Source organism: Burkholderia sp. SIMBA_051, assembly GCF_046534915.1.
Lineage (GTDB): Bacteria > Pseudomonadota > Gammaproteobacteria > Burkholderiales > Burkholderiaceae > Burkholderia > Burkholderia ambifaria.
This window is the reverse complement of sequence record NZ_JAWRXS010000006.1, coordinates 316,241-340,643: the sequence shown is the minus strand read 5'-3', so window position 1 is coordinate 340,643 and position 24,403 is coordinate 316,241. Positions and strand designations below refer to the sequence as shown.

The 24,403-nt window shown below is 68.8% G+C and carries 21 protein-coding genes; 5 read left to right on the top strand and 16 right to left on the bottom strand.

Annotation, left to right across the window (positions count from 1 at the left end; all coding sequences use genetic code 11):
• Window positions 1-10: 10 nt before the first annotated feature.
• From sctT to SB771_RS17130, 13 genes are all read right to left on the bottom strand, one after another.
• Window positions 11-820, bottom strand: a complete 810-nt coding sequence (gene sctT / locus SB771_RS17190) for a type III secretion system export apparatus subunit SctT (protein WP_006754499.1) — start codon at window positions 818-820, stop codon at window positions 11-13.
• Window positions 814-1,503: a hypothetical protein gene (locus SB771_RS17185; protein WP_175658950.1), complete on the bottom strand. Its 690-nt coding sequence runs from the start codon at window positions 1,501-1,503 to the stop codon at window positions 814-816. The genes sctT and SB771_RS17185 overlap by 7 nt, the downstream gene beginning before the upstream one ends.
• A complete protein-coding gene (gene sctN, locus SB771_RS17180) occupies window positions 1,496-2,881 on the bottom strand; it encodes a type III secretion system ATPase SctN (RefSeq protein ID WP_175658949.1) in 1,386 nt (461 codons plus the stop codon). The genes SB771_RS17185 and sctN overlap by 8 nt, the downstream gene beginning before the upstream one ends.
• On the bottom strand, window positions 2,878-3,507 hold the full coding sequence (sctL, locus tag SB771_RS17175) for a type III secretion system stator protein SctL (RefSeq protein ID WP_011659209.1): 630 nt from the start codon (window positions 3,505-3,507) through the stop codon (window positions 2,878-2,880). The genes sctN and sctL overlap by 4 nt, the downstream gene beginning before the upstream one ends.
• Entirely contained in the window at window positions 3,489-4,229 is a 741-nt protein-coding gene (locus SB771_RS17170) for a SctK family type III secretion system sorting platform protein (protein WP_175658948.1), read from the bottom strand. The genes sctL and SB771_RS17170 overlap by 19 nt, the downstream gene beginning before the upstream one ends.
• Window positions 4,226-5,113 (bottom strand): type III secretion system inner membrane ring lipoprotein SctJ, encoded by an 888-nt coding sequence (gene sctJ / locus SB771_RS17165; protein WP_041491499.1) that lies wholly within the window; start codon window positions 5,111-5,113, stop codon window positions 4,226-4,228. Before sctJ ends, SB771_RS17170 begins: the two co-directional genes overlap by 4 nt.
• A gap of 123 nt (window positions 5,114-5,236) precedes the next feature.
• Window positions 5,237-5,719 (bottom strand): hypothetical protein, encoded by a 483-nt coding sequence (locus tag SB771_RS17160; RefSeq protein ID WP_105830405.1) that lies wholly within the window; start codon window positions 5,717-5,719, stop codon window positions 5,237-5,239.
• Between the two features lie 124 nt (window positions 5,720-5,843).
• Entirely contained in the window at window positions 5,844-6,065 is a 222-nt protein-coding gene (locus SB771_RS17155; RefSeq protein WP_012366493.1) for a hypothetical protein, read from the bottom strand.
• A gap of 146 nt (window positions 6,066-6,211) precedes the next feature.
• Window positions 6,212-7,561: a type III secretion system inner membrane ring subunit SctD gene (sctD, locus tag SB771_RS17150; RefSeq protein ID WP_175658947.1), complete on the bottom strand. Its 1,350-nt coding sequence runs from the start codon at window positions 7,559-7,561 to the stop codon at window positions 6,212-6,214.
• Window positions 7,542-9,584: a type III secretion system outer membrane ring subunit SctC gene (gene sctC, locus SB771_RS17145; RefSeq protein WP_175658946.1), complete on the bottom strand. Its 2,043-nt coding sequence runs from the start codon at window positions 9,582-9,584 to the stop codon at window positions 7,542-7,544. Before sctC ends, sctD begins: the two co-directional genes overlap by 20 nt.
• Window positions 9,584-9,862 carry a type III secretion system export apparatus subunit SctS gene (gene sctS / locus SB771_RS17140; RefSeq protein ID WP_175658945.1) on the bottom strand — a complete coding sequence of 93 codons (279 nt, stop codon included), beginning with the start codon at window positions 9,860-9,862 and terminating at the stop codon, window positions 9,584-9,586. Before sctS ends, sctC begins: the two co-directional genes overlap by 1 nt.
• A complete protein-coding gene (gene sctV / locus SB771_RS17135; RefSeq protein ID WP_175658944.1) occupies window positions 9,859-12,063 on the bottom strand; it encodes a type III secretion system export apparatus subunit SctV in 2,205 nt (734 codons plus the stop codon). The genes sctS and sctV overlap by 4 nt, the downstream gene beginning before the upstream one ends.
• Window positions 12,064-12,301: 238 nt before the next feature.
• Window positions 12,302-13,135, bottom strand: coding sequence for a helix-turn-helix transcriptional regulator (locus tag SB771_RS17130; RefSeq protein WP_011659217.1), 834 nt, complete (start codon window positions 13,133-13,135; stop codon window positions 12,302-12,304).
• A gap of 279 nt (window positions 13,136-13,414) precedes the next feature.
• Here SB771_RS17130 and SB771_RS17125 point away from each other — a divergent pair, with 279 nt between their 5' ends.
• A complete protein-coding gene (locus SB771_RS17125) occupies window positions 13,415-14,320 on the top strand; it encodes a helix-turn-helix transcriptional regulator (protein WP_175658943.1) in 906 nt (301 codons plus the stop codon).
• A gap of 78 nt (window positions 14,321-14,398) precedes the next feature.
• Here SB771_RS17125 and SB771_RS17120 read toward each other — a convergent pair whose 3' ends face one another.
• Window positions 14,399-16,045 carry an NRAMP family divalent metal transporter gene (locus SB771_RS17120; RefSeq protein WP_175658942.1) on the bottom strand — a complete coding sequence of 549 codons (1,647 nt, stop codon included), beginning with the start codon at window positions 16,043-16,045 and terminating at the stop codon, window positions 14,399-14,401.
• Window positions 16,046-16,146: 101 nt separating this feature from the next.
• Window positions 16,147-16,284 carry a hypothetical protein gene (locus SB771_RS17115; protein WP_012366499.1) on the bottom strand — a complete coding sequence of 46 codons (138 nt, stop codon included), beginning with the start codon at window positions 16,282-16,284 and terminating at the stop codon, window positions 16,147-16,149.
• Between the two features lie 1,064 nt (window positions 16,285-17,348).
• Between SB771_RS17115 and SB771_RS17110 the strand changes: the two genes are divergently transcribed.
• Window positions 17,349-17,621: a hypothetical protein gene (locus SB771_RS17110; protein WP_175658941.1), complete on the top strand. Its 273-nt coding sequence runs from the start codon at window positions 17,349-17,351 to the stop codon at window positions 17,619-17,621.
• 111 nt (window positions 17,622-17,732) lie between these two features.
• Window positions 17,733-19,223 (top strand): carbohydrate porin, encoded by a 1,491-nt coding sequence (locus tag SB771_RS17105; protein ID WP_175658940.1) that lies wholly within the window; start codon window positions 17,733-17,735, stop codon window positions 19,221-19,223.
• A gap of 93 nt (window positions 19,224-19,316) precedes the next feature.
• Here SB771_RS17105 and treA read toward each other — a convergent pair whose 3' ends face one another.
• A complete protein-coding gene (treA, locus tag SB771_RS17100) occupies window positions 19,317-21,047 on the bottom strand; it encodes an alpha,alpha-trehalase TreA (RefSeq protein WP_175658939.1) in 1,731 nt (576 codons plus the stop codon).
• Between the two features lie 319 nt (window positions 21,048-21,366).
• On the opposite strand from treA, the gene SB771_RS17095 reads away from it, so the two are divergent.
• Window positions 21,367-22,755, top strand: coding sequence for an MFS transporter (locus tag SB771_RS17095; RefSeq protein WP_175658938.1), 1,389 nt, complete (start codon window positions 21,367-21,369; stop codon window positions 22,753-22,755).
• Window positions 22,756-23,103: 348 nt separating this feature from the next.
• The gene (locus SB771_RS17090) at window positions 23,104-24,315 is read left to right on the top strand and encodes a winged helix-turn-helix domain-containing protein (RefSeq protein ID WP_175658937.1); all 1,212 of its coding nucleotides are present in this window, start codon (window positions 23,104-23,106) and stop codon (window positions 24,313-24,315) included.
• Window positions 24,316-24,403: the final 88 nt, after the last annotated feature.

Here is a 24,403-nt window from a genome sequence, read left to right as displayed (position 1 = left end):
CGGCGGCCCGTCACGCGCCGCCGTGCGCGGCGAACAGCGCACGAAGCAGCGCCATCAACCCGCTGTCGGGGCTCAGCAGCGCATGCAGCGACGCGTATACCACCGGCAGGAACAGCACCATCATCAGGACCGCGAGCGCGCTCTTCACCGGCTGCGCGAACACGAAGATGTTCAGCTGCGGCACCGCGCGGCCGACGAGGCCGATGCCGAGCTCGACGAGCACCAGCACGATGATCACCGGCGCGGCGAGCTTCACCATCCATTCGAAGATCGTGTCGGTCTGCCGCACGACGAAGGTCTCGAGCATCGACGAGAAGTCCGGGCCGAGCGAGCCGATCGGCCACCACGCATACGACTGCGCGAACAGCTGCACGAGCACCTGCAGGCCGCCGGCTGTCACGAACAGCGCGATCGCGACGAAATTGAGGAATCCCGACGTCGGGCCGCCTTCGTGCCCGCCCATCGGATCGAAGAACGCGGCGCTGCCGCTACCGGTCTGGAAATCGATCAGATAGCCGACGCCCTGGATCGCGAACAGCACCGCGCTGAACGCGCCCGCGAGCAGCATGCCGACCACCGCCTCCTTCGCGACGAGCAGGCACCACATCAGGAACGGCAGCGCGGCGACCTGCGCCGGGTCGATCACCGGCGCGACGAACGCGGCGATCACGACCGCGATCCCGTTGCGCACGAGGCCCGTGATGATCTGCTCGTTGAATACCGGCACGACGAACATGATCGGCAGCAGGCGCGGCATCACGTAGAGGAGCGGGCGCAGCGTGCCGGCGATGTCGTTGAAGTTCGCCGCGTGATCTAGCATCGGCGCTCCGCGGCCGTGGGTGGGGAGTCGTCGGCGGGGGCGGCAGAGTCGGCCGAATCGACCGAGTCGGTTGCGTCGGCCGCGTCGGTTGCGTCTGCATCCGCATCCGCCGGCCGCGATCTCATCTGCGCATCGAACGCGGCGGCCATGTCCGGCTGCCCCGCCGCGTGGCTCTCCGCGTCGCCCGCCCACACGCCGGCCGTCCCAAAGCGCCGCACCGCGTGCGCATCCGCGACTTCGTCGGCGTCGCGCTCGACCCGCGCCGCGCGGGCATGCAGCGCCTTCTCGCCGGCCTTGTCGAGCTTGTCCTCGGCGGCCTTCGCCTTGCGCGCGGCGCGCTGCAGGTCGGCGAGCGTCGCCTCGTGATCGCGATGCACGTGGGTAGCCTCGCTGACGGACGCGTTCGCGACGCCGATATGACGATCGAACGTGCGCGTGTCGGCCGCCGCGTTCTGCAGCGCGCGCGCCTCGCGCACGTCGTCGGCGAGCCGGGTCTGGATCGCGGCCTTCGCGGCGACCTGCTGCGCGAGCTGCGCCTGCGCGGCGTCGAGCGCGCGACGACTCTGCGCGGCGATGCCCTGCTGGCGCGCGGCCGCGACGCGCGCGATCTGGCTGCGCATCTCGCGCACGCGCTTCAGGCGTGCGAGTGTCGCGAGCACGAGGCGGTCGTCGGCTTCAGACATGGTCGTTCGCGAGTTTCGTCAGCTTCGCGAGCAGCGCGTCGAAGCGCACGTCCTCGTGCGAGCCCTGCGCGCAGAACGCACCGATCGCATCGCGCGCGCGCAGCGCGAGATCGCCGAGCCGGTCGCTGCCTTCGCGATACTCGCCGATCTGCACGAGCAGCTCGATTTCCTGATACTTCGCGATCAGCTCGCGCACGCGCGCGGCCGACTGCTGATGCGCGCGGCTCGCGACGAGCGGCATCACGCGCGACAGGCTCGCGAGCACGTCGATCGCCGGATAGCGGTTCGCGAGCGCGATCTTGCGCGACAGCACGATGTGGCCGTCGAGGATCGAGCGCACTTCCTCGGCGATCGGATCGGATTCCTCATCGCCTTCTACGAGCACCGTGTACAGCGCGGTGATCGACCCCGTCGCGCCCTGCCCCGCGCGTTCGAGCAGGCGCGGCAGCACGGCGAACGTCGACGGCGGAAAGCTGCGCCGTGTCGGCGGCTCGCCGCTCGCGAGGCCGACCTCGCGCTGCGCGCGCGCGAAGCGCGTGAGCGAGTCGACCAGCAGCAGCACGCGCTTGCCCGCGTCGCGGAAATGCTCGGCGATCGCGGTCGCGACCAGCGCGGATTTCACGCGCTCCATCGCCGGACGATCGGACGTCGACACGACGACGATCGAGCGCGCGCGCACTTCGGGCGACAGGCTGTGCTCGATGAACTCGCGCACTTCGCGGCCGCGTTCGCCGACCAGCGCGATCACGTTCACGTCGGCCTGCGCGCCGCGCGCGATCATCCCGAGCAGCGTGCTCTTGCCGACACCCGACGGCGCGAAGATGCCGACGCGCTGGCCGATGCCGAGCGTCATCAGGCCGTCGATCACGCGCACGCCGGTCGGAAACGGCGTGTCGATCATCTTGCGCGCGAGCGGATTGGGCGGGTCCTGCTGCGTCGATACCCACGCGGCGCCCGTCACCGGCCCGCGATCGTCGAGCGGCCGGCCGAGCCCGTCGAGCACGCGGCCGAACAGCGCTTCGCCGACCGGGAACACATGCTCGCGCCCCGACGGCACGACGGTCGTCTCCGGCGACAGGCCGGCCACGTCGCCGAGCGGCGTGAGCAAGGTGGTCTGCCGCGAGAAACCGACCACTTCGGCGAGCAGCGTCGGCTGGTTCGGCGTGCGCAGCTCGCAAATCTCGCCCAGCCGCGCGCGGATCCCGGTCGCGTTGAGGATCTGTCCGACCGCATGATTGACGCGGCCCTGCACCGACACCGGCGAGAAGAACGCGAGCCCCGCATCGAGGTCGCCGACGAGGCGGCCGCGATCGAACGGCGCGGCATCGTCGTCGCTACCGTCACCGAACGGCTGCGGATCGTCGAACGGCCCATTCATCGCGTCGTGCCCTTCAGCGCGTCGCGGCGGATCGCCTGGCGCAGCGCATCGATCTGCAGGTCGAGGCTCGCGTCGATGCGCCCGGACGGCGTCTCGACCGTGCACGCGTGACGTTCGAGCTGCGCATCCTCGACGATGCGGATCCGTTGCCGGTTCGACTGGCCGGCGAATGCGCGCTCGAGCGCGTCGCGCATCTCGTCCTGCCGGCCGGGCGCGACCCGCACGATCAGGAACGCTTCGTCGCGCACGAGCGGCGCGATCCGCGCGAGCGCGGCCTCGTACAGCTTCTGCGTGGCCATCTCGCCGACGATCGCGCGCACGGCCTTCACGACGATGTCGGCCATCGAATCCTTCATCGACTCCATCGTGCGCGCGGCGGCCAGCGCCTGCGTATAGGTCTGCGCCGCATGCTCGCGCTGCGCGCGGCGCATGCCTTCGTCGTAGCCGGCCGCCTGGCGCTTGTCGAATTCGCGCTGCGCGTCGGCGACGATGCGCGCGGCCTCGTCGCGCGCGGTCGCGATCACCGCGGATGCATCGAGCAGCGCCGCGTATTCGCGCTCCTTGAGCACCTTGCGCTCCGACAGCAGCTGCAGGTTGTCGCTCGTGATCAGAAAAGCCAGTCCCATGACGCAAGCCTCTCGGGAATCAAAAACAGGAACAGCAATTCGCCGAACTGGTCGCGCTGCGCGCGGTTGAGCCAGTACGGCGCCTCGTCATCGATCGCGCGGTTGAATTTCAGGCGCACGCGCCGCGCGACCGCGTCGCCCGTCACGCCGATGAAATCCGCGAGCAATCGGCCGCCGCGCGCACGAATCACGACCGGCAGCGCGGCCGGATCGGCACGCCACGGTTCGAGCGTGTCCGCGAGCGCGCCGAATTCCGGCGCGCGCTCGAGCGCGAGTTCCAGCGCATCGCCGCCGAGCTTCGCCGCGACCTCCGCACGGATGCGCCGCACGCTCAGCGCATCGCGCAGCCAGCCGCGATGCAGCAGCAGGCCCGCATACGACGCGAGCTGCTCGAGCGCCGCACCGGGCAGCAGCGCGAGCCGCGCGCACGGATTGGCGACGTCGAAGTCGTGGTGTGCGGCCACGCCGTTCGCGTCGAGCAGGTGGCGGGCCAGCAGCTTGCGGCCGGCCGGGCCGAACGCGTCGGGCGAGCGATAGCGCGCCGGCCACTCGGCCGGCACGCGCGTCACGTGCAGATAGCGGTCGGGCCGCAGGTTGAATTCGCAGACGAGCGCGTGAAACGCCGCGCGCCGCCCGGCAGGCGGCGGCGCGATCGGGTGCAGCCACGGCAGCGACGCGGCGTCGGGCGTGACGCCCGGCGGCAACGCCTGAGGCTCGCTCATGCGCCGTCGCGCGCGCCGTCCGGCGTGCGCAGGCTGCCGCCGCCCGACTGCGCGGCCCCGCCGCCGGCCCCGTTCGCACCGCGCGGTGTGCCAACCAGCCCGGCCAGCCGCGCGCCGAACATCCCGCGCCGCGCGGCCGACAGCGCGATCACCGCGCAGGTCAGCAGGATCAGCGCGAACACCAGCCAGCCCAGCGGCGAGCGCAGCCGCAGGATGTCCGACACCGCGCTGCCGATGCCGTCCACGCGCGTCGTGCGCGCGGCGGCCGGCTGCAGGAACAGCGACACGTTGTCGTACTGCAGCCCCTCGATGCTGTGCGCGACGAGATCCTTGACCATCGGCGCCATCGCACGCAGGTCCACGCCGGGCCGGTAGCGGATATACACGGCCGCCGACGACGGCTTGATCTTGTCCGCGAGCGGATCGTTCTCCGGAATCACGACCTGCACGCGTGCGACCACCACGCCCTCGATGTCCTGCAGCGTGCGCGACAGGTCCTGCGACACGCCATACAGATAGCGCACGCGCTCCTCGGCCGGCGTCGAGACGAGCCCCTGCTTCTGGAACAGCTCGCCGAGGCTCGCATAGCTCGGCTTCGGCAGCCCGTTCGCCTGCAGCACGGTCAGCGCCGACTGCATGTCGCCGTCGGCCACGCTCACGAGCCACGCGTTGCGATCCGACGTGTCACGCGCGTCGTTGTCCTTCGACGCGCTGATGCCCGCGTCGCCGAGCACGGCGACCATCTGGTTCGCGTCGCGCTCCGACAGGCCGGAGTAAAGCTCCTTCTGGCAGCCGGCCAGCAGCGCGAGCAGCCCCGCGAGCAGCGCACGCGCCGCCCGGCTGCGCCACGCATGCATGCGCGGCGTCGAATCGATCGTCGTCATCGTTTGTCCACTTCAGGGCGCGCGGCCCGTTTCAGGCACACGCACCGCAGGGTCGTCCCATGCCTCGCGCCCGGCCCGTCCGGCGGCCGGCGCAAGCCCGTCATGAGCAGGAACGGATCCCGGTCACTCCTGCGTCTTCAGCACCGTGTGCGTGAAGCCGTTCGCCGCCTGCGCGACCGACAGGCTCAACTGGTATTCGGAAATCGTGGTGGTCGCCGTCCACTGGAAATCCATCGCCTGCACCATCGTCATCAGCGGATCGCTGCGGTTGTCCGCCATCGACGTCAGCATCTCGGTGCGATGCTTGTCGATGTTCGCGTACCGCGTGTCGAGATCGTTGCCGTACGTGCGCAACCGCTCGACGAGCGACGAATGGTTCGCCTGCGCGGGCGTCGCGGGCGTCATCTGCACCGCCGGCGCCGCATCGGCCGCCACGCGCGACATCGCGACGCCCGATGCCGACGGCGACGCCGCGGCCGCGCCCGGCTGCATCAACGCATCGAACTGGCGCACCTGCGCCGGATCGGACGCCGTGCCCGCCTGCTGTACGGCGCCCGCGAGCGCGGCCGCGCCCGGCGGCGCCGCGCCTACGCCTGTTACCGACATGATCGTGTCCTCCTTGACCGGCAGAGCCGGCAATAAGCCGGCCGGCACGCACCCACGCCCCACCGGGCGCCCGTCATGGGCGGCCCCGGCATGTGGCGTCGCGCGGCACGGCCGGCGACCGGCGTCATGCGCGGCCGGCGGAACTCAGGTGTTGCGCAACCTGGGCGTTCGCCGTCCCTTCCTGCGCGGTTACTGCGTTGCTGGTTTCGAACGTCGCGGTCGACTGCTGGACCTGGAAGTTGATCTTCGTCAGTTCGAGCTGCGTCTTGGTCAGATCGTCCGCCTGCTGCTGGACTTGTTGCGTGTTGTCTGCACCACCCGTACTACCGGCTGCTGAGGCACCCATGATTCGCTCCTTTACGTGATGAACATCACCTACTTCCCGGCGCGGCCCCATGCCCCGCCGGCACCGTGACGCGCCGCTCGTGTGCGGCGTGTCGCGTCCTGCGCGCACCGCGCGATACGCGATGCGCCTGTCATTCCGTCGCGGCGCTAATGCGCCGCCCCCTTCGATGCGCCGGCGGCCGCGACGGACGCGCCTGCCGGTGCCGCCGGCAACAGCGTCGGCCCCGGCACCGGCTGCGCGACCCCGGCCGCTGCACCGCTCGCGAGCGGCGGCACGGGCGGCGCCGGCGCCTGCGCGGGCGCGCTCGCGGACGAACCGCCGAGCGGCATCGTGATGCGCTGCCCGTTGCGCTCGAACACCACTTCGTCAGGCCCGATCGACACGACCGTCGGCCCTTCCTTCAGCCGCGCGCCTTCGAAATAGCGGCTACCGTCGACGGTCTCGATATAACGCTGGTCGCCGTCGCCCGCGAAGACCGTCGTGATCTCAGGAATCCCGGCGACACCGCCGAGCGTCGTCGCGGTGCGCGGCGCGGCGGCATCGGCGTCGCGCACGTGGTCGACCACCTCGAGCGCCGGGCGCGCGTCCTTCATGTAGTTGCGGATGCGCGGCTCGATCTGCGCGCGCTCGGCCGCCCCCGTCAATTCGATCCTGCCGCGGCCGAGATAGGTGACCGTCAGCGCCGTGTCGCTGAAATACGTCTGCGCGGTCGCGACGAGATCGCTCACGACGTAGATGTTGCCGAGCGCCGCGTTGTCGACGCCCGCGACGATCTGCGCGACGCGTTCGCGCGCGGCCGCATCGCTCACGTAGCCCGACACGATCACGCCGTCGTCGCGCGGCGCGACGGCGAGTTCCGGATACCCATGCAACTGCTGCTGCAGCCGGTGCGTGCGCGCGAGCACCGATTCGTGCTGCCACGGCAGGCGTCCCGACCACGCGACGAAGCCGTAGCCGAGCGCGCCGAGCAGCACGCCGATCCACAGCGCGACGAGCGCGATCACGAGCCGCCGGCTGCCGAGACGACGTAGCCCGCCGGTGAGCCAGCCGAGCCACGCGGCCTCGCGCGCGGCGTCCGGCGCGTCGGCCTCGTCGGGCACCGCGACACTCGCCTGCGCATGACGTGCGATACCAAGCTTGATGGAACCGACCGTCACGACGTCCTGCGGCGTCATCGAGCGGCGGCCCGTGCCGAGCGGCTCGTCGTTGAACAGCACCGGCGCGCCGCCGTCGCCGCCGTGGTTCTGCACGGTCACCGCGAGCGCGCCGACCTGCAGGCACACCTGTTTCGCGCCGATCTCGCGATCGGGCAGGATCACTTCGCAATCGGCCGCGGTGCCGACCCAGTTCGCGCCACGCGCCAGCGACATCGTGCGGCCGTACATCGGCCCGCTGAGAAAGCACAGGTTCCACGGCGACGCGAGTGCGGCCGCCCCGCCCGCCGCGCCGCCGGGCACCGTGCCGTCGCCGTGCGGCTCAATGATGGTCGTCGACATGGGTGGGCGCTCCTGCGGTCGTCGCCACGGGCCGCGATGCCGAATCCGACGACGGCGGCGGCAGCGCGGGCGGGCCGAACTTCGTGCCGGGCAGCGGCGCGGGCGTCAGCGGCACCGCGATGTCGTTGTCCGGCGGGCGATACATCGACGCGCCGTTCGGATCGGCCGGCGCGCCCGTGCCCGGGTTCACGGGCGAGCCGTCCGGCGCGTACATCGACGCGGTCGTCACCACGCGCGGCGTCAGCAGGTAGAACCGCTCCATGTGATTGCCCGACTTGTCGGTGTACTTGAACAGGTTGCCGATCAGCGGAATGTCCGACAGCCACGGCACGCCGCTCTTGTTCAGCCGCACCTCGTCGTCGTTGAAGCCCGCGATCAGCAGGCTCTTGCCTTCGTCGATCATCGTCTTGGTGACGATGTTGCGCTGCTGGATCACCGGCACGTTCGACACCGCCTGCCCCGGCACGATGTTGCCGTCCTGGATGTCGATCGACATCATCACGCTCTGCGGATTACCCGACACGGCCGCCGCATTGCGGATCGCCTCGTCGACGATCATCGGCGTCACCTTGATGCTGGTGCCGGTCGTCACGCTGTACAGCGACGAATCCTGGTAGCCCTGCACCTGCACGTAGAACTGCGTGAGGTTCTCGAGAATCGCCTCGGTGTTGTCGAGCGCGAGCACCTTCGGCTTCGAGCGCAGCTGCGCCTGCCCTTTCTGCGCGAGCGCGTTCACGCGCGTGAGCAGATAGTTGCGCAGCGAGCCGCCGATCGATGCGGTGAGCGCGATGCCGGTCGGCAGGAAGGCGCCGGTCTGCCCGGTTTCGGAGGTGCCGATGCCGAACGTCAGCGGCGGGTTGCCGGCGCCGTTGTACTGCGTGTTGCCGTTCAGCGGGTTCTGGCCGTTGCCGATCTGCACGTCGCCGTGCGTCGTGTGCAGGCGCCAGTCGATCCCGAGACTGTCGAGCGAATCCTCGTTGATGTCGATGATCGTCACGTTGATCTCGACGATGCGCGGCCGCTCGTCGAGCTGGTTGATCAGCGACTGGTAGCGGTACATGTTCTCCGGCAGGTCGCGCACGATCACCGCGTTGATCGCCGGATCGGCGACGATCTGCGGCAGCGTGTCGCCGCCGCCCGCGTTCGAGAACGGCGAGAAGCCGCCGGCCGCGCTGTCGGCGCCGCCATAGCTGCCCTGACGCGCGCCGCCGGAAATGTCCGGGAAGTCGAGCCGCGGCACCGCGATCGTCAGCCCCGAGCCGAGCTTCACCTGGCGCGCGGCCTGCCCGAGCGGCGTGCTCGACGGCGGCTCGTTCGTGCCGCCGCCCTTGCCGAACAGCCGGCGCAGGATCGTCGCGACGCCCGGCACCGTCACTTCCTTGCCCGAGCGGTTGATCGTGAAATCGGACGCCCAGCCGTACCTGAGCCGGAACGCGCGGATGTCCGCATGCGCGCCGTTCGCCGACGGATCGCCGACCGAGCCGACCGCCTGGCGCACGAGTTCGACATAGCGGCGCGGGCCGGCCACGTACACGCTGTTCGCGCGGTCGTTGATCACGAGCGTGTAGCGCTTGTCGGGAATCTGCATCGCCTGCAGCGAGCGGCCGATCTCGCCGGCCGCGTTCGGCGGGATCGGAATCATCTGCGTCTGCGACTGGTCGGCCGGATCGACGTACAGGAACGAGCCGTCGTAGTACCACGTGAGCCCGTAGGTCGAGCAGATCGTATCGAGCGTCTGCTGCGGCGTGCCCGAGAAGCGGCCGCTGATCACGCCGTCCACCTTCGGATCGACCACGGCCGTCACGCCCTGCGACGACGCGAGCTCGCGAATGAAGTCGCCGATCTTCTTGCCGTTCGCGACGATCGTGAACGGCTTGTTGCGCCAGCGCAGGTCGGCCGCGCGCGCCGGCTGCGCGATCGTCACGCACAGCGACGCCGTGAGCAGCGCGGTCGCGCACATGGCGAGCGCAACCCGTTGCAGGCGGCGCGGTTGAAACCGGATCGGGGCGACGCGTTGACGCATCAAAGCACTCCTGTGGAAGAAACGAACATGCGTTCAAGCGCCTGCTGCGCGAAGCGCAGCACCTCGCTGCCGAGCCAGCCCGACAGCAGCACCAGCGCGACCATCACGGCGATCAGCCGCACCGCGATGCCGATGTTGGCGTCCTGCACCTGCGTGACCGCCTGCAGGATCGCGACGACGAGGCCGGTCACGGTCGCGATCAGCACGATCGGCAGCGACAGCAGCAGCACCAGCATCAGCGCCTGCCGCGTCAGGTCGATGATCGTCGAGCTCGTCATTGCACGACTCCGGGCGCGCGCACGCCGGCGCCCGCGCCGAGCGTGCCGTCGTCGGGCGGGTTCTTCACCCAGCCGACCGTATGGAGCTGCACGTCTTCCTCGACTTCCTGGTACGACAGCACCGCGAGCTCGGGCAGCACCGGCTGCAAGATCGTCTTCACGTAGCGGCGCGCGCCGAGCGCGACCATCACCGCGAGCCGCGGCGCACCTTGCGGGTTGCCGTGGCCGCCGGCGCCGGTCGCCTGCGCGGCCTGCACGATCGCGCGCACCTGCTCGCCGATGTCCTGCTTGATCGCGCTCGACAGCGCGAGGAAATTGCCCTGCTTGGTGCGCATCACCGCGTTCTCGATCCGCTCCTGCAGGTTCTGCTCGAACAGCACGACGCGCAGCTGGCGCGCCGCGCCCGCATGGCGATCGGTGATCATCCGGCGCAGGTCGACGCGCACCAGCTCGACCAGCGCGATGACGTCGTCCGGCTCGTTCGGCGCCCACGTGATCAGGCTCTCGAAAATCACGCGCAGGTTGCGGATCGGCACCTGTTCGGCGAGCAGCCGGCGCAGCACCTCGGTCACGCGCTGCAGCGGCACGAGCCGCGTCAGTTCGCCGACCAGTTCGGGATGCTCGCGGCGCACCAGGTGCACGAGTGCCTGCGTCTCCTGGATGCCGAGCAGCTCATCCGCGTGCTGGCGCACGACCTGCTCGACGTGCGCGGCGAGCGCGCCTTCGCTCGTCAGCCACTTGCCGTCCGGTGCCGGGCCGTCGGGCTTGATCCACAGCGCGGTCGCGAACGGGCCGAAGGCCTCGGCCGGCTGGCGCTCCGCGCGTTCCGGCAGCGGCGCGACGCCGTCCCACAGCAGCCAGCCGGGCTTCAGCGCGCCATGCGCGGCGAGCACGTCCTGCAAATAGATCCGGTAGGTGCCGGCCGGCGCGCCCTCGTCGTCGTTCAGCGTGATGCGCGGAAACACCGTGCCGATATCCGCGTCGACGCGCGCCTTCGCGCTCGACAGCGCGGTCTGCAGCTGCGCGAGATTCAGCGTCGTGCGCAGGTCGTCCGACAGCGACACCGCGATCAGCGACGTGACGCCCGCCGCATGCGACACCTTCGCGGGCTGGCCGTCGTCGGTCGCGCCGATGCGTCCGGCAATATGAATCAGGTTGAAGCTCGGCGCGGTCGTCTTGCGCTTGAGCTGCGTGACGGAGAACGCGCCGAGGCCGAGCGCGATCAGCGCGAACGACCATTTCGGGAAACCGGGTACGACGAGAAAGCCGGCGAGCACGAGCGCCGCGATCAGCAGCGCACGCGGATGCGCGCCGAGCTGCTCGCCCAGTTGCTCGCCGAGCTGGCGCTGCCGCGTGTCGCGCGTCGCGACGCGCGTCGTCACGATGCCGGCCGCGATCGACACCAGCAGCGACGGAATCTGCGACGCCATCCCGTCGCCGACCGTCAGGATCGCGTAACGCTGCAGCGCCTCGCCGATATCCATGCCGTGCATCAGCGTGCCGACCGCGATCCCCGCGACGATATTGATGAACGCGATCACGAGGCCGGCGATCGCGTCGCCCTTCACGAACTTCATCGCGCCATCCATCGCGCCGTGCATCTGCGATTCCTGCTCGAGCTTCTCGCGGCGCTCGCGCGCTTCGTCGGCGCTGATGATGCCCGCGCGCAGGTCCGCGTCGATGCTCATCTGCTTGCCCGGCATCGCGTCGAGCGAGAAGCGCGCGCCGACTTCGGCCACCCGTTCGGAGCCCTTTGCAATCACGATGAACTGCACGACGGCGATCACGAGGAACACCACGCCGCCCACCACGACGTTGTTGCCGACCACGAGCCGCCCGAACGCGTCGATCACATGGCCCGCGTTCGCGTGCAGCAGGATCAGCTTGCACGACGCGATGTTCAGCGCGAGCCGGAACAGCGTGGTGAACAGCAGCAGCGCGGGAAACGACGAAAAGCTCACCGCCGACGGCACGTAGGTCGACACCGTCAGCAGCACGACGCTCGCCGCGAGGTTCAGCGAGATCATCCCGTCGAGCGCGGCCTGCGGCAGCGGCAGGATGAACAGCGCGACCACCGACACGATGAAGCCGGCGAGAAACAGGTCGGCGCGCGGCGAGGCCCCGAGGCGCCGCCCGGACACGCTGCGGCCGGCGGAAAAGATCCGCTGCCAGTCGCGAGGGAGCGCCTTCGGTTCTGCCATCGTGCCGTCGTCCTGTCGTTGTTGCCGGCGGGCGCGGGCCGTCATGCCCCGCGTCGCTCGGACCGTTGAATGGGACGAGTGTAGCGACGGGAAACCGCGTGAAAAGGGACGCGCCTCGTAGCGTCGCGGCGGTTTTCCGGCGACGATCGAATCGGACTACGAAACCCGGTGGCGCGTGCGTGCGCCCGTCGCCGGAACCGCTTCCATCGCGCGGCGGGCGCCGCGCGGGCGGAAGGGGTCAGGACTCCAGACGGCGCGCGGCGAGGTACGCGAGCTGCGCGCGATTCTGGACGTTGAAGAGTTTTTCGAGCGAACGGATATGGTGACCGACCTTGTGCAGCGACGTGCGCAACGCGCTGGCGATCTCCTGGTCGGACAGCCCGTGCACGAGGCGTTCGAGCACCTGCTGCTGCTCGTCGCCGAGCGCGAAGCCGCGCATGCGCGCGATGCGCGCCTCGAGAAACGGCAGCGCGATGCGATGCACGGCAAGACTCACCGACAGCGCGCCGCCGATCACGCGATCGTCGATCCACTCGGTGCCGTGGGCTTCCGACGTCACGTTCACCGCGACGCGCAGGTCGAGCCGCGGCGCCGACAGGCTGAAGATCACGCCGCTGTTCATTGCGTGCGCACGCAAATGCCCGGCCAGCGCGAGCACCTTGCGATCGCCGCTGCCCTGCGCGGCCGACTCGATCTCGTCGAGCCGCCACGCGACCGGAAAGCCGCTCTGCCGCACCTCGGCGAAACGCGGGTCGCTCTCGTAGAGCATGCCGTCTATATACGGCTGCATGAACGTCGCGGGCGCGAGGTCGCGCAGCAGATGCGCGCACAGGATGCGCCGCCCGATCATCTCGTAGGCGCCGTAACCGAGCGTGCTGAAACCGATTTGCCGCAATCGCGCATGGCATTGGGCGAAGTCGACGAGACTCAGGTCGGATTTACCGGGCGCGATTTGAATGCCGGTAAAAACGTCGCGCTCGAATGCATGAATTTCTTTCGAATAAGCGGCAGCGGCCGCGATATCGGCTTGCGAAAACCACTCGACGCGTGGCGCGTCGTCAGCATATGTCATGAGCAGCCCACCCCTTCCCAATATGTGAACGTGCCCCGTCACCACCTGGTCTTTTCTTTATGATTTTCTGGTTGTCTCTATACGGGTGCGGATATGAACCTTTCGTCCGCATTAGTATTACGGCATATTACGCGCACACAGGCATTTTTGTACAATGCCCCCGCGTTTCGTCTGGATGACGATCGGCGCATATCAAAAGATGCTCGATCGCACCGTCGCGAGCGCCGTGCACGACACGGCCGCCGCCACGCGATGCGCGTCGATTCCGAGGGATGGCTCATGTCCGATATTGCATTGCAAGAAGAAGCGGTCGCCCCAACCGCGCCCCGTTCGCCCCGCCGGACGGTCGCCTGCGCCGACGCGTCGAGAGAGCGCCCGGTGCAGGTCGTCTGGTGCGATGACTTGAAGCGCGGCGACATCACGCAGCCGCATGCGCCGAAGCTCGGCGTCGCCGATACGCTCGCGAACGCGCAGAGCACGGCGGAACGCCACCGGATCGTCGCGAGCCTGCTGCACCTGACGGGCTTCTCGACGTTCGCGTACTTCGCGCTCGAATTCTCACGCGAGCGCGTCGAAAGTCTTTACCTGCACGAGGCGTTCACGCCGAACACCTACCGTGGCGACTACGTGCGGCACAACCATCACGACATCGATCCGCGCACGCTCGACGCGCGCGTGTGCAACATGCCGATCGTGTGGGACCTGCAGCAGCTGCGCCGCGAACATCGCGAGCGCGACAGCGGCCCGTGCGTGACGCCGGCCGCGCTCGATGGTTTCCTGCAGACGATGCAGGAGGACGGGATGTGCAGCGGCATCATGTATTCGATGGCCGTGCCCGGTACGCGGCTGCACGCGTTCATGAGCTTCACCGCGCCGCGCCGCACGCGCGAGTGGATCACGCCGGCGACGATCGAGCAGGCGCTGTCGATCGGGCTGTCGGTGCACAAGTTCGCGTCGCCGCAACTGATCGCGACGTCGCGCGAGCGCGCGATCAACGGGCTCACGCCGTTCGAGCAGGAACTGCTGCTGGGCATCGCGGAAGGCGCATCCGACAAGGAGATCGGCCGGCGCCTCGACACCAGCGCGCACAACGTCGACTATCACCTGCGCAAGCTGCGCAAGCGCTTCGGCGTCGCGAACCGGATCCAGCTCACGTATCTGACGTCGAAGCTCGAGCTGATCTGACGCGCTGCCCGCAGATGCGAACATGCCGGCCTCGCGGGCCGGCATGTGCGGGACTCATCGCGAGGATGACGCGCGCCGTTACTTCATCAGCGTCATCTGCACGACCTTGACGATCACGAGACCGACCGCGACCACCAGATAGCCGCGCAGCACGGCCATCCACACGCGCGTCGCGACCGTCATCTTCTGCGGCTCGAGCGAGTCGAGCGGCGGCATGCGCCACGTGTCGCGCGCCGCACGATCGATGCCCGGCTCGACCACGCGCTTGTTGCGGCGGATCAGCACCGTCGCGAGATAGCCGGCGATCGCGAGCACCGTGCCGCCGACCAGCACGTCGACGATCGCTTCGCCGCTGATGTCCGGATATATCACCGACGCGGTCAGGATGATCGACAGCAGCACGAGCACCCAGATCACCGCGCCCGTAAATATATTGAGCCGCGTCGAGTTGACCCATGGGCCGAGCACCTGGCGATCGTTGCAGAGCACGAGCAGGAACACCGTCGCGCTCGGCAGCAGCACGCCCGCGAGCGTCTGCACCGCTTCGGTCAGCAGGCCGAGCGGGCTGCCCGGGATCAGCACGAGCGCGGCCGCGGCCGCGACGATCCCGAAGTAAACCAGATAGAAGCCTTTCGCGTCGGACACGCCGCGATGCAGCGAATGGCGGATCTTGAACACGTCGCCGATCGCGTATGCCGTCGACAGCGACACCGCCGCCGCGCCGATGATGCACGCGTCGAGCAGCGCGACCGCGAACAGCGTCGCGCCCGTGCGGCCCGCATACTTCTCGAGGCCTGCGATCACGCCGCCCGCGTCGGTGAAGTTGCCGGCTTCCGGATGACCGCCGAACAGCGCGGCGCTGAAGCCGATCATCGCGACCGCGCCGATCAGCACGAACGCGATGCCGATCCACAGGTCGACCTTCTCGTACTTCATGAAGCGCGGCGTGATGCGCTTGTCGATCACGTAGCTCTGCTGAAAGAACAACTGCCACGGCGCGACCGTCGTGCCGACGATGCCGATCACGAGCAGCATCACGTCGGACAGCTTCGCATGCGCCGGCCAGGTCGGCACGAAGAAGTCGCGCGACATCTGCGACACCGGCGGGTGGATCGACACGAGCACCGGCACGAGCAGCAGGCTCAGCACGCACAGCACGATCGCGAACCGCTCGAAGCGCCGGAAGTCGCCGGTACTCACCGCGGCCATCGTCAGCGCGGCCGCCACGCACACGCCCGCAACCTTCGGGAGCCCGAAGAAAGCCAGCACGAACGTGATGCCGATGAACTCGGTGACGATCGTCAGCGCATTGAGTAGGAACAGGTCGATCACGCTGAACGCGCCCCAGAACCGGCCGAAGCGCTCGAAGATCAGGCGCGCATGGCCGACGCGCGTGACCGCGCCGAGGCGCAGCACCATTTCCTGGTTCACGTACAGCACCGGCACCAGCAGCAGCAGCGTCCACAGCAGCGTCGTGCCGTAGTTCTGGCCGGCCTGCGTGTAGGTGCCGAATGCGCCCGCGTCGTTGTCGCCGACCATCACGATCAGGCCGGGTCCGATGATCGCGAGCAGCGTGCGCAGCCGCGCCCACCACGTGCGCCGCGCGGCGGTGTCGTGATGCGCGATCGTGCCGAGGGCACCGCGGATGTCGCCCAGGTGGGCTTCGTCGAGCACGGCGCTGCGCTCGACGGCGATCGGTGGAGAGACGTTGGATGGCGTGGACATGATGAATTCCGTACGGCTGGTTTTTTATCCGGCCAAGCGTGTGGCCTTGGCATACGCGCGCGGAACGGCCCGCGTGCGCATGCCGAGACGCGCTCGGTGCGTCAGTGGAACAACGACTTGAGGTGGTTCAACAACCGGGAGAACACCCGCGGACGGGCGTCGAACGTCAGCATCGCGTCGTAGTGCGAACGGGATTGCGTGACTTGCGGGAGATTCGACAGCAGAAGGCCGAAGTTCATGGTCTGGCTCCTGGCGGCGACGGCATGCGTGCCGGCCGCGTGGTGGGCGCGGGGCCAGTCCGGGGCCTGAATGAGGTGTCAGGCTAGTCGGCCGGCATGTCCCTGCGACCCGGGTTCAAAAGGGTCTGTTGACGCAACGGGCATAAGGGACAACTGTCACTGTCGTTCATGGCGGCTCCTGTGCGGTGTTCCGGAAAACACGGTTGACCGCCGTCCGGCGCGCTGACCGCCGTTCGGCTGCATGCGACACGCATGCGCGAACGCGGCCGCGCACCAGGCGGCGGCGAATCCGGATCGCGCATGCGCAAAGGCATCACGCTAACCGGCGCGAATCAGGGTGCACGTAGGGGGTTACTGCGGAATACTGCTGCGCGCACCGTTTGCCTGGGGGACAAACGGCGGCTTCGATGAGGCGCGGACGTCGGTCGCTCAGGCGGAAATTTCGTTCGAAGATCGACTACTGCAGGCGTCCAAGGCGGCGGCCCCAAGAGTGAAGATGCCGGATTCTATGGACCGGCCGAAACGGAAGTCAACCCTCTGCAACACCGTTCCGGGAACATTTTTTCGGGCACCGGGACGCTGAAAGATTTGCGCCCGGAATGACGCGCCGCAACCTTTCAACGCGTGGGCCGGCGCGTGCCGCCGATGCGTGCGAGCAACAGTGTCCGCAAGCGGCCGGCGGCAGGCTGAACCGCGCGTCGGCCGGGCCGCACCGCCGCTGCGACACTGTCGCGATCCGCGCAAAGCCGACGTTTTTTGCTTGCACCGCAGCAAAACGCGCGACTACAATCCGCTCCGGATCATCAAGGGAGTCCCTCCGTGGACACATGCTCTAGTTGTAGTTCGATGCCGGCTCAAGCCGGCCAAGCCATCGCGAGATAGCAGCCGGACGCATGTCCTTCGCCGCTAGCTCGCTTCGTCGGGTTAGCGCGCTTCCTCCCGGACCGGCCTCGCCGGTTCGTCAGTCGCACGCTCCGTTACGTTCCAACCGCCGATCGCAGGCCGCGTCGTGCCTACGCTCGATCACGTCGTCCGGTATGCTCCGGACCGGACGGAGGTACGCCATGTTCTTTCAATCGCTTGCCGCAAAACTCAAGCGGCGCCTGCACGTTACGTGCGATCGCCTGTCGGTTTCACCGCTCGCCGAGGCGCTTGCCGAAGCGCTCGGCAACTGGCGCGGCAGCGTGCTCACGCATAGGCCGGCGGCGCCGCGCCCGCTCGACTGCATGCTGGCCGGCGCGATGGCGGCCGCCGTCGCGCTCGTCGTGCTGCTCTGCACGGCCGCGTCGCGCCTCGGCTTCGCCCAGGCATGGCGTATCGGCGGCTGGCTGCCGTAAGCGACGGCGCGGCGGTGCGCGGCCGTGTGCCCATGCGCCGCCCGCACGCATGCGATCGCCTCGCGCCGCCACCTCTCCAGCCTGACCCAGCACTCGAATAACGGAGCACACATGAAGAATCGTTTCGAAGCCGCGCGCACGCGCCGACTCGATGCGCTCACGGCGCTTTTCCTGTCGCTCGCCGCAGCGCCCGCATTCGCGCAATCGGCGTCGCCCGCCGCTGCCGAGCCGACAGTCGGCGCCGGCGCCAGCGACACCGCCGCCGCCCCCACGCAGGCCGCCGACGTCGCCACGCCCGCCCCCACCGGCCTGTGGGAGCGTTCGAACCTGTTCGGCAACATGGGCGGCCTGCGCGACGTGCTCGGCGACCACGGCGTCACGCTGAGCCTGCAGGAAACCAGCGAATACCTGTACAACGCCGCGGGCGGCACGAATCGCGGCGGTGCGTACCAGGGCGTCACGCAATTCGGCTTCAACGTCGATACGGAGAAGGCGATCGGGCTGCCGGGCGGCACGTTCAACGTGTCGGGGCTGCAGATCCACGGCACCAACCTCACGCAGCGCTACCTGCAGACGCTGCAGACCGCCACCGGCATCGAGGCGAATTCGACCACGCGGCTGTGGGAGCTCTGGTACCAGCAGGCGTTTCTCGACGGCAAGGCCGACGTGAAGGTCGGCCAGCAGAGCGTCGACCAGGAGTTCATGGTGAGCCAGTACGCGGCGACGTTCATGAACGCGACGTTCGGCTGGCCCGTTCTGCCGGCGACCGACCTGCCGGCCGGCGGCCCCGCGTATCCGCTGTCGTCGCTCGGCGTGCGGCTGCGGGTGAAACCGGCCGACGCGTGGACCGCGATGGTCGGCGTGTTCGACGGCAACCCGGCCGGCCGCAGCGACGGCGACGCCCAGTCGCTGAACGCGCACGGCACCAACTTCAACCTGCGCAGCGGCGCGTTCGTGATCGGCGAACTCCAGTACGCGCTGAACGCGCCGCCCGCCGATCCGAAGGCGCCGCAACCGGCCGGCCTGCCGGGCACGTACAAGCTCGGCTTCTGGTATCAGTCGCAGCACGCGAACGATCCGCGCTTCGGCACCGACGGGCTGTCGCTCGCGAATCCCGACAGCAACGGGATCGCCGCCACGCATCGCGGCAACTACGGCTTCTATGCGGTCGCGGATCAGATGGTGTGGCGGCCGTCGGCCGACAGCCCGCGCTCGGTCGGCGTGTTCGCGCGCGTGATGGGCTCGCCGGGCGATCGCAACGTCGTCGATTTCGCGGCGAATGCCGGCATCACGCTGAAGGCGCCGTTCGCCGGACGCGACAACGATACGGCCGGCATCGCGGTCGGCTACGCGAAGATCGGCTCGCACGCGCGTGCGCTCGACGGCGACACCGGCGCCTACACGACGCCCGGCTATCCGGTGCGCCGCGCGGAAACGGTGATCGAGGCGACCTACCAGTACCAGGTCACGCCGTGGTGGCAATTGCAAGCCGACCTGCAGCACTTCTTCCGGCCGGGCGGCGGCATCCCGAACCCGAACGCGGCCGGCGCGCGCATCGGCGACGAAACGGTGGTCGGCGTGCGCACGACGATCACGTTCTGACGCACCGCGCATGCGACACGGGCCGGACTGCCGCTTGCGCGGCGCGCCGGCCCGTTGTGCATTCAACTGCCAGCGCGCGACGCACGCGCCCCGTCACTCGCCATACAGCCCGAGCAGTTTCAGCGTGACGCCGTTGGTCCAGCCGAAGCCGTCCTGCAGCGGATACTCGCCGCCCCCGCCGCCGCCCGCGCCGGCCCCCTCGACCACGTACTTCTCGACGAGCTTGCCTTCCGTCGCATACACATGCTTCACGTCGGTCAGGAAGCGCGTGCCGATGTCCTTCACGAGCGCCGGGTCGCCGTAACGGCGCAGCCCGTCGATCGCGATCCACTGGAGCGGCGCCCAGCCGTTCGGCGCATCCCACTGCTGGCCCGTGTTCTCGGTCGTCGTCGCGAGGCCGCCCGGCTGCAGCAGCGTCTTGCGCACCTCGCGCGCGGTCGCCTTCGCGCGCTCGGGCCACGCGACACTCGTGAACAGCGGATACAGCGCGGCGGCCGTCACGCCGTCGCGCGGCTTGCGCAACTGCCAGTCGTAGTCGCCGTAATAGCCGTGACGATTCCACAGATAGTGGTTGATCGCGGCCGCGCGGCGGCCCGCCCGTGCGGAAAAGTCAGCGACGCACGCGATGTCGTGCGTGACCGCGCAGCCCTTCACGATCGTCGCCTCGAGATGGAACATCAGGCTGTTCAGGTCGACCGGCACGATCGACGTCGTGCGGATCGTCGCGAGCATCTTGCCGTCGCCGAACCAGCGCGAGCTGTAATCCCAGCCGCTTTCGGCGCCCGCGCGCAGGTCGCGGTACACCTCGTTCGCGGGGCGATTGGGTACGGCCTTCGCGGTCGTCACGTCCTCGAGATACGACTCGTCGCGCGGCGTGTCGCTCGCGTCCCAGTAGCGGTTCAGCACCGCGCCGTCCGGCATCGCGACCACGTGGCGCGCGGCCTGCCCGCGCGGCGTCGTGGTTTCGCCCTGCATCCAGTACGCATACTCCTTGCGCAGCGCCGGCAGGTATTTCTGGTAGACCTTGTCGCCCTCGGCCTGCGCGGCGAGCGTGACCATGTACGCGAAGAACGGCGGCTGCGAGCGGCTCGCGTAGTACGTGCGGTTGCCGTTCGGGATGTGGCCGATCGTGTCGATCAGATGCGCGAAGTTGTCGAGCATGTCGTCGACGAGATCCTCGCGCCCCGACACCTGCAGCCCGAGCATCGTGAAATAGGTATCCCAGTAGTAGCCTTCGCGGAAGCGGCCGCCCGGCACCACGTACGGCTTCGGCATCGGGATCAGCGAGCTGTACGGCGGCACCGTCGTGCTGGTGCGCGTGAGCTGCGGCCACAGCCAGTCGATGTGCTGGCGCAGCGTCTGGTTCGCGGGCGGCGTGACGCCGCCTGCCGGCGGCGGCGTGAAGTGCTGGTCGACGAACGCCTTCAGCGAGAAGCCCGGCTGCGACTTCTGTTGCTGATACAACTGGACGATGGTCGCGGGATCGGTATCGGGCGTGGCATCGACGAAGGTCTTCTGGTCGGGATAGAGCTGCGCGGTCTGCACCGCGACGAACAGGTCGCCGTAGAGCTGGCTCGGCGGCGGCAGCAGCGTGCCGCCGGAGGCGGGATTCGCGAGCGCCGCCGAGGCAGGCACGGCCGGCTGGGCGGCCGCCTGCGCGGCCGCGTGGTTCGCGCTGTCGGCTTGCGCCGCGCATCCGGCGACAGCGAGGTACGCGACGGCCAGGACGGCGGCCCAGCGCATGCGCGGTGCGGGCGCGAATGAATGCGAGTGCGAGTGTGAAGCCGGATGCGATGCGATCGATGCGGCACGACGTGACGTCATGACGTGTCCCCTCCTTTCTATGATGAGTGGATCGGCAGGGGTCTCGTTCGCGCGCGCGCTCGTCTCGATGGCCATCGATCGATGCGCGTCGTTGTATGTCGCAGATGAGTTTCGACTGTCGCACGAAACGCGCATCGCACGCAAGTTTCGCGGCCGGGCCCGCGCCCGCGCGCCATCGGTGATGTCATGCGCCGCAGTCGTCTCTTTTGCCGCACACCGTAACAGGAACGACTGTTGCAACATGCGAAACAGGCGTTGCGTCACGTGACGCAACGACCACATTGTGGGCATAATGGCGTCTTTACCGCGCGCCCTGCTCATGTCGCCCGTCTTTCTAGCACCGCTCATCGTTGCCTGTGCGTTGTTCATGGAAAGCGTCGACGCGAACATCATCGTCACCGCACTCCCCGCGATGGCGAGAGACTTCGGGCACAATCCCGTCACACTGAACATTGCGATCACGGCCTACGTGGTCGGCCTCGGCGTCTTCATCCCGATCTGCGGATGGCTCGCCGACCGCTTCAGCGCGCGCTCCGTATTCCGCACCGCGATCGGCATCTTCGTCGTCGGCTCGCTGATGTGCGCGGCCTCCAACTCCCTCGGCGTGCTCACGTTCGCGCGCTTCGTGCAGGGCGTCGGCGGCGCGATGATGGTGCCGGTCGGCCGGATCATCATCTTCCGCGCGGTGCCGCGCTCCGATCTCGTGCGCGCGATGAACTACCTCGCGATTCCCGCGCTGTTCGGGCCCACGCTCGGGCCGCTCGTCGGCGGCTTCATCACGACATACCTGCACTGGCGGATGATCTTCTTCATCAACGTGCCGATCGGCATCTACGGGATCTACGTCGCCAGCAAGCACATCGCGAACACGCACGAGCCCGACCCGGGCCCGCTCGACTGGTTCGGCTTCCTGCTGTCGGCGAGCGGCGCCGCGCTGCTGCTGATGGGCCTCACGCTGATCGACGGCTCGCTCACGTCGCGCGGCAACGCGCTCATGATGTGCGCGGCCGGCTCGGTGATGCTCGCGCTCTACGTGCCGTACGCGCGCCGCAAGGAGCGGCCGGTGCTCGACCTCAGTTTCCTGAAGATTCCGACCTACCACGCGAGCGTGGTCGGCGGGTCGCTGTTCCGCATCGGCCTCGGCGCGGTGCCGTTCCTGCTGCCGCTCGCGCTGCAGGAAGGCCTCGGCATGAGCGCGTTCCACTCCGGGCTGATCACGTGCGCATCCGCGCTCGGCGGCGCGGTGAGCCGCTCGACGGCCACCCATACGCTGCGCCGCTTCGGCTTTCGCACGGTGCTGATCTACAACGCCGCGTTCGCGGGCCTCGCGATCGCCGCATACGGCGTGTTCCATCCGGGCATGCCCACCTGGGCGATCTGGATGATCGTGCTGGTCGGCGGCATCTTCCCCGCGCTGCAGTTCACAAGCCTGAATTCGATGATCTACGCGGATATCTCGCAGGCCGACGCGGGCCGCGCGACGAGCCTCGGTAGCGTCGTGCAGCAGATGTCGCTCGGGCTCGGCGTGACGGTCGCCGGCCTCGTGCTGCACGTATCGCACTGGCTGCAGGGCCATCAGACGATGGTGTGGTCGGATTTCTGGCCCGCGTTCGTCGTGGTCGGGCTGTGTTCGTTCGCGTCGATTCCGATCACGCGGCGGCTGCCGCCCGGCGCCGGCGACGAAGTCGCGCGCGGCAAGCGGCAATGAACGGGCAACGCGGGCGGGAACGGGCAGGCGGCTAAAGAAACCGGAAAACCAAAAAAATCAGCGGACATCCACACGGGGCCGGTGCGTGGCCGTATGGATGTCCGCTCAGGGCTCCGGGTCTCTCGTTGGGGATTGAGAATCCCGGATCTGCTTCCTGCGTGCCATGGACATATGTGCGTCGGAAGCGGAATCGTTGCGCGCATCATTCGTCGCGCCATGTCCCACTATAGGGAAAGTCGCGCCGCGCATCTGTCAAGCATTGTCAGACGCTGCGCGCGTGCGGGCCGCACATGTGCGCCGCTTTCGCGCTAAAGTGGTGCCCGACCGTCACCCTCAGCCGCCGCTCCGATGCTTACGCTTTCGCCTGCCGCCGCCCGCGCGCTGCATCTCGCCGCGCAGGGCCTGCTGACCCCGCCCCGCCGCAAGGCCACCAAGGCCGACGTGCTCGACACGATCCGCCGGATGGCGCAGTTACAGATCGATACCATTCACGTCGTCGCGCGCAGCCCGTATCTCGTGCTGTTCAGCCGCCTCGGCAACTTCGCCCCGCAGTGGCTCGACGAGCATCTCGCCGAGGCACGCCTGTTCGAATACTGGTCGCACGAAGCGTGTTTCCTGCCGATCGAGCAGTTCGGGCTGATGCGCTACAAGATGCTCGATCCGTCGGGGATGGGCTGGAAATACGCGGCCGAATGGCACGAACAGAACCGCGCCGACATCGAACGGCTGCTCGCGCGGATTCGCGACGAAGGCCCGGTGCGGTCGGCGGATTTCATCCGCGAAGACGGCGTGAAGGGCAATGGATGGTGGGATCGCAAGCCCGAGAAGAAACACCTGGAAGTGCTGTTCACGACCGGCGAGCTGATGGTGTCCGAACGCCGCAATTTCCAGCGCATCTACGACGTGCGCGAGCGCGTGCTGCCCGGCTGGGACGATGCGCGCGACCTGCCGCCGCACGACGCTGTGCTGCCCGCGCTGCTCGACTACACGTGCCGCGCGCTCGGCATCGTGCGCGCGGACTGGGTGGCCGATTACTACCGGCTGCCGCGCCGTTCGTACCGCGCGGAGCTCGAGCACCTCGCCCGCGCGGGCGAGTTGATTCCGGTGGAGATCGCCGGCTGGAAGGAGCCTGCCTACGTGCATCGCTCGCTCGAAGCGCTGCTGCCGGCCGCCGCGGCCGACACGCTGCGCTCGACGGTCACGACGCTGCTGTCGCCGTTCGATCCGGTGGTGTGGGACCGCCGGCGTGCGTCGGCGCTGTTCGGGTTCGACTACACGATCGAGTGCTATACGCCGGCGCACAAGCGGCGTTATGGCTATTTCTGCCTGCCGGTGCTGCATCGCGGCCGGCTGATCGGGCGCGTCGACGCGAAAGCGCATCGCGTGCTCGGCACGTTCGAGTTGAAGGCCGTGCATGTCGAGCCGGGCGTACGGTTCGGCACGGGAATGGCGGCCGACGTCGCGAAGGCCGTGAAGCGGCTGGCGGCGTGGCATGGCACGCCGGACGTGACGGTCGCGCACGCGCCGCCCGAATTGACGAAGGCGCTGGCCAGCGCTTGAGGCTGGCGGATTCATGCGGAGCGCCGAGCGGCGGCGATGCGCGTGGGGTTTGCCGCTTGCCGCTTCCGCGTGTGCGGCGACGCGCTCG

Excerpts from the sequence above, each read along its gene's own strand:
- sctT (WP_006754499.1), bottom strand. The coding sequence starts at position 820 with ATGCTAGATCACGCGGCGAACTTCAACGACATCGCCGGCACGCTGCGC.
- SB771_RS17185 (WP_175658950.1), bottom strand. The coding sequence starts at position 1,503 with ATGTCTGAAGCCGACGACCGCCTCGTGCTCGCGACACTCGCACGCCTG.
- sctN (WP_175658949.1), bottom strand. The coding sequence starts at position 2,881 with ATGAATGGGCCGTTCGACGATCCGCAGCCGTTCGGTGACGGTAGCGAC.
- sctL (WP_011659209.1), bottom strand. The coding sequence starts at position 3,507 with ATGGGACTGGCTTTTCTGATCACGAGCGACAACCTGCAGCTGCTGTCG.
- SB771_RS17170 (WP_175658948.1), bottom strand. The coding sequence starts at position 4,229 with ATGAGCGAGCCTCAGGCGTTGCCGCCGGGCGTCACGCCCGACGCCGCG.
- sctJ (WP_041491499.1), bottom strand. The coding sequence starts at position 5,113 with ATGACGACGATCGATTCGACGCCGCGCATGCATGCGTGGCGCAGCCGG.
- SB771_RS17160 (WP_105830405.1), bottom strand. The coding sequence starts at position 5,719 with ATGTCGGTAACAGGCGTAGGCGCGGCGCCGCCGGGCGCGGCCGCGCTC.
- SB771_RS17155 (WP_012366493.1), bottom strand. The coding sequence starts at position 6,065 with ATGGGTGCCTCAGCAGCCGGTAGTACGGGTGGTGCAGACAACACGCAA.
- sctD (WP_175658947.1), bottom strand. The coding sequence starts at position 7,561 with ATGTCGACGACCATCATTGAGCCGCACGGCGACGGCACGGTGCCCGGC.
- sctC (WP_175658946.1), bottom strand. The coding sequence starts at position 9,584 with ATGCGTCAACGCGTCGCCCCGATCCGGTTTCAACCGCGCCGCCTGCAA.
- sctS (WP_175658945.1), bottom strand. The coding sequence starts at position 9,862 with ATGACGAGCTCGACGATCATCGACCTGACGCGGCAGGCGCTGATGCTG.
- sctV (WP_175658944.1), bottom strand. The coding sequence starts at position 12,063 with ATGGCAGAACCGAAGGCGCTCCCTCGCGACTGGCAGCGGATCTTTTCC.
- SB771_RS17130 (WP_011659217.1), bottom strand. The coding sequence starts at position 13,135 with ATGACATATGCTGACGACGCGCCACGCGTCGAGTGGTTTTCGCAAGCC.
- SB771_RS17125 (WP_175658943.1), top strand. The coding sequence starts at position 13,415 with ATGTCCGATATTGCATTGCAAGAAGAAGCGGTCGCCCCAACCGCGCCC.
- SB771_RS17120 (WP_175658942.1), bottom strand. The coding sequence starts at position 16,045 with ATGTCCACGCCATCCAACGTCTCTCCACCGATCGCCGTCGAGCGCAGC.
- SB771_RS17115 (WP_012366499.1), bottom strand. The coding sequence starts at position 16,284 with ATGAACTTCGGCCTTCTGCTGTCGAATCTCCCGCAAGTCACGCAATCC.
- SB771_RS17110 (WP_175658941.1), top strand. The coding sequence starts at position 17,349 with ATGTTCTTTCAATCGCTTGCCGCAAAACTCAAGCGGCGCCTGCACGTT.
- SB771_RS17105 (WP_175658940.1), top strand. The coding sequence starts at position 17,733 with ATGAAGAATCGTTTCGAAGCCGCGCGCACGCGCCGACTCGATGCGCTC.
- treA (WP_175658939.1), bottom strand. The coding sequence starts at position 21,047 with ATGACGTCACGTCGTGCCGCATCGATCGCATCGCATCCGGCTTCACAC.
- SB771_RS17095 (WP_175658938.1), top strand. The coding sequence starts at position 21,367 with ATGTCGCCCGTCTTTCTAGCACCGCTCATCGTTGCCTGTGCGTTGTTC.
- SB771_RS17090 (WP_175658937.1), top strand. The coding sequence starts at position 23,104 with ATGCTTACGCTTTCGCCTGCCGCCGCCCGCGCGCTGCATCTCGCCGCG.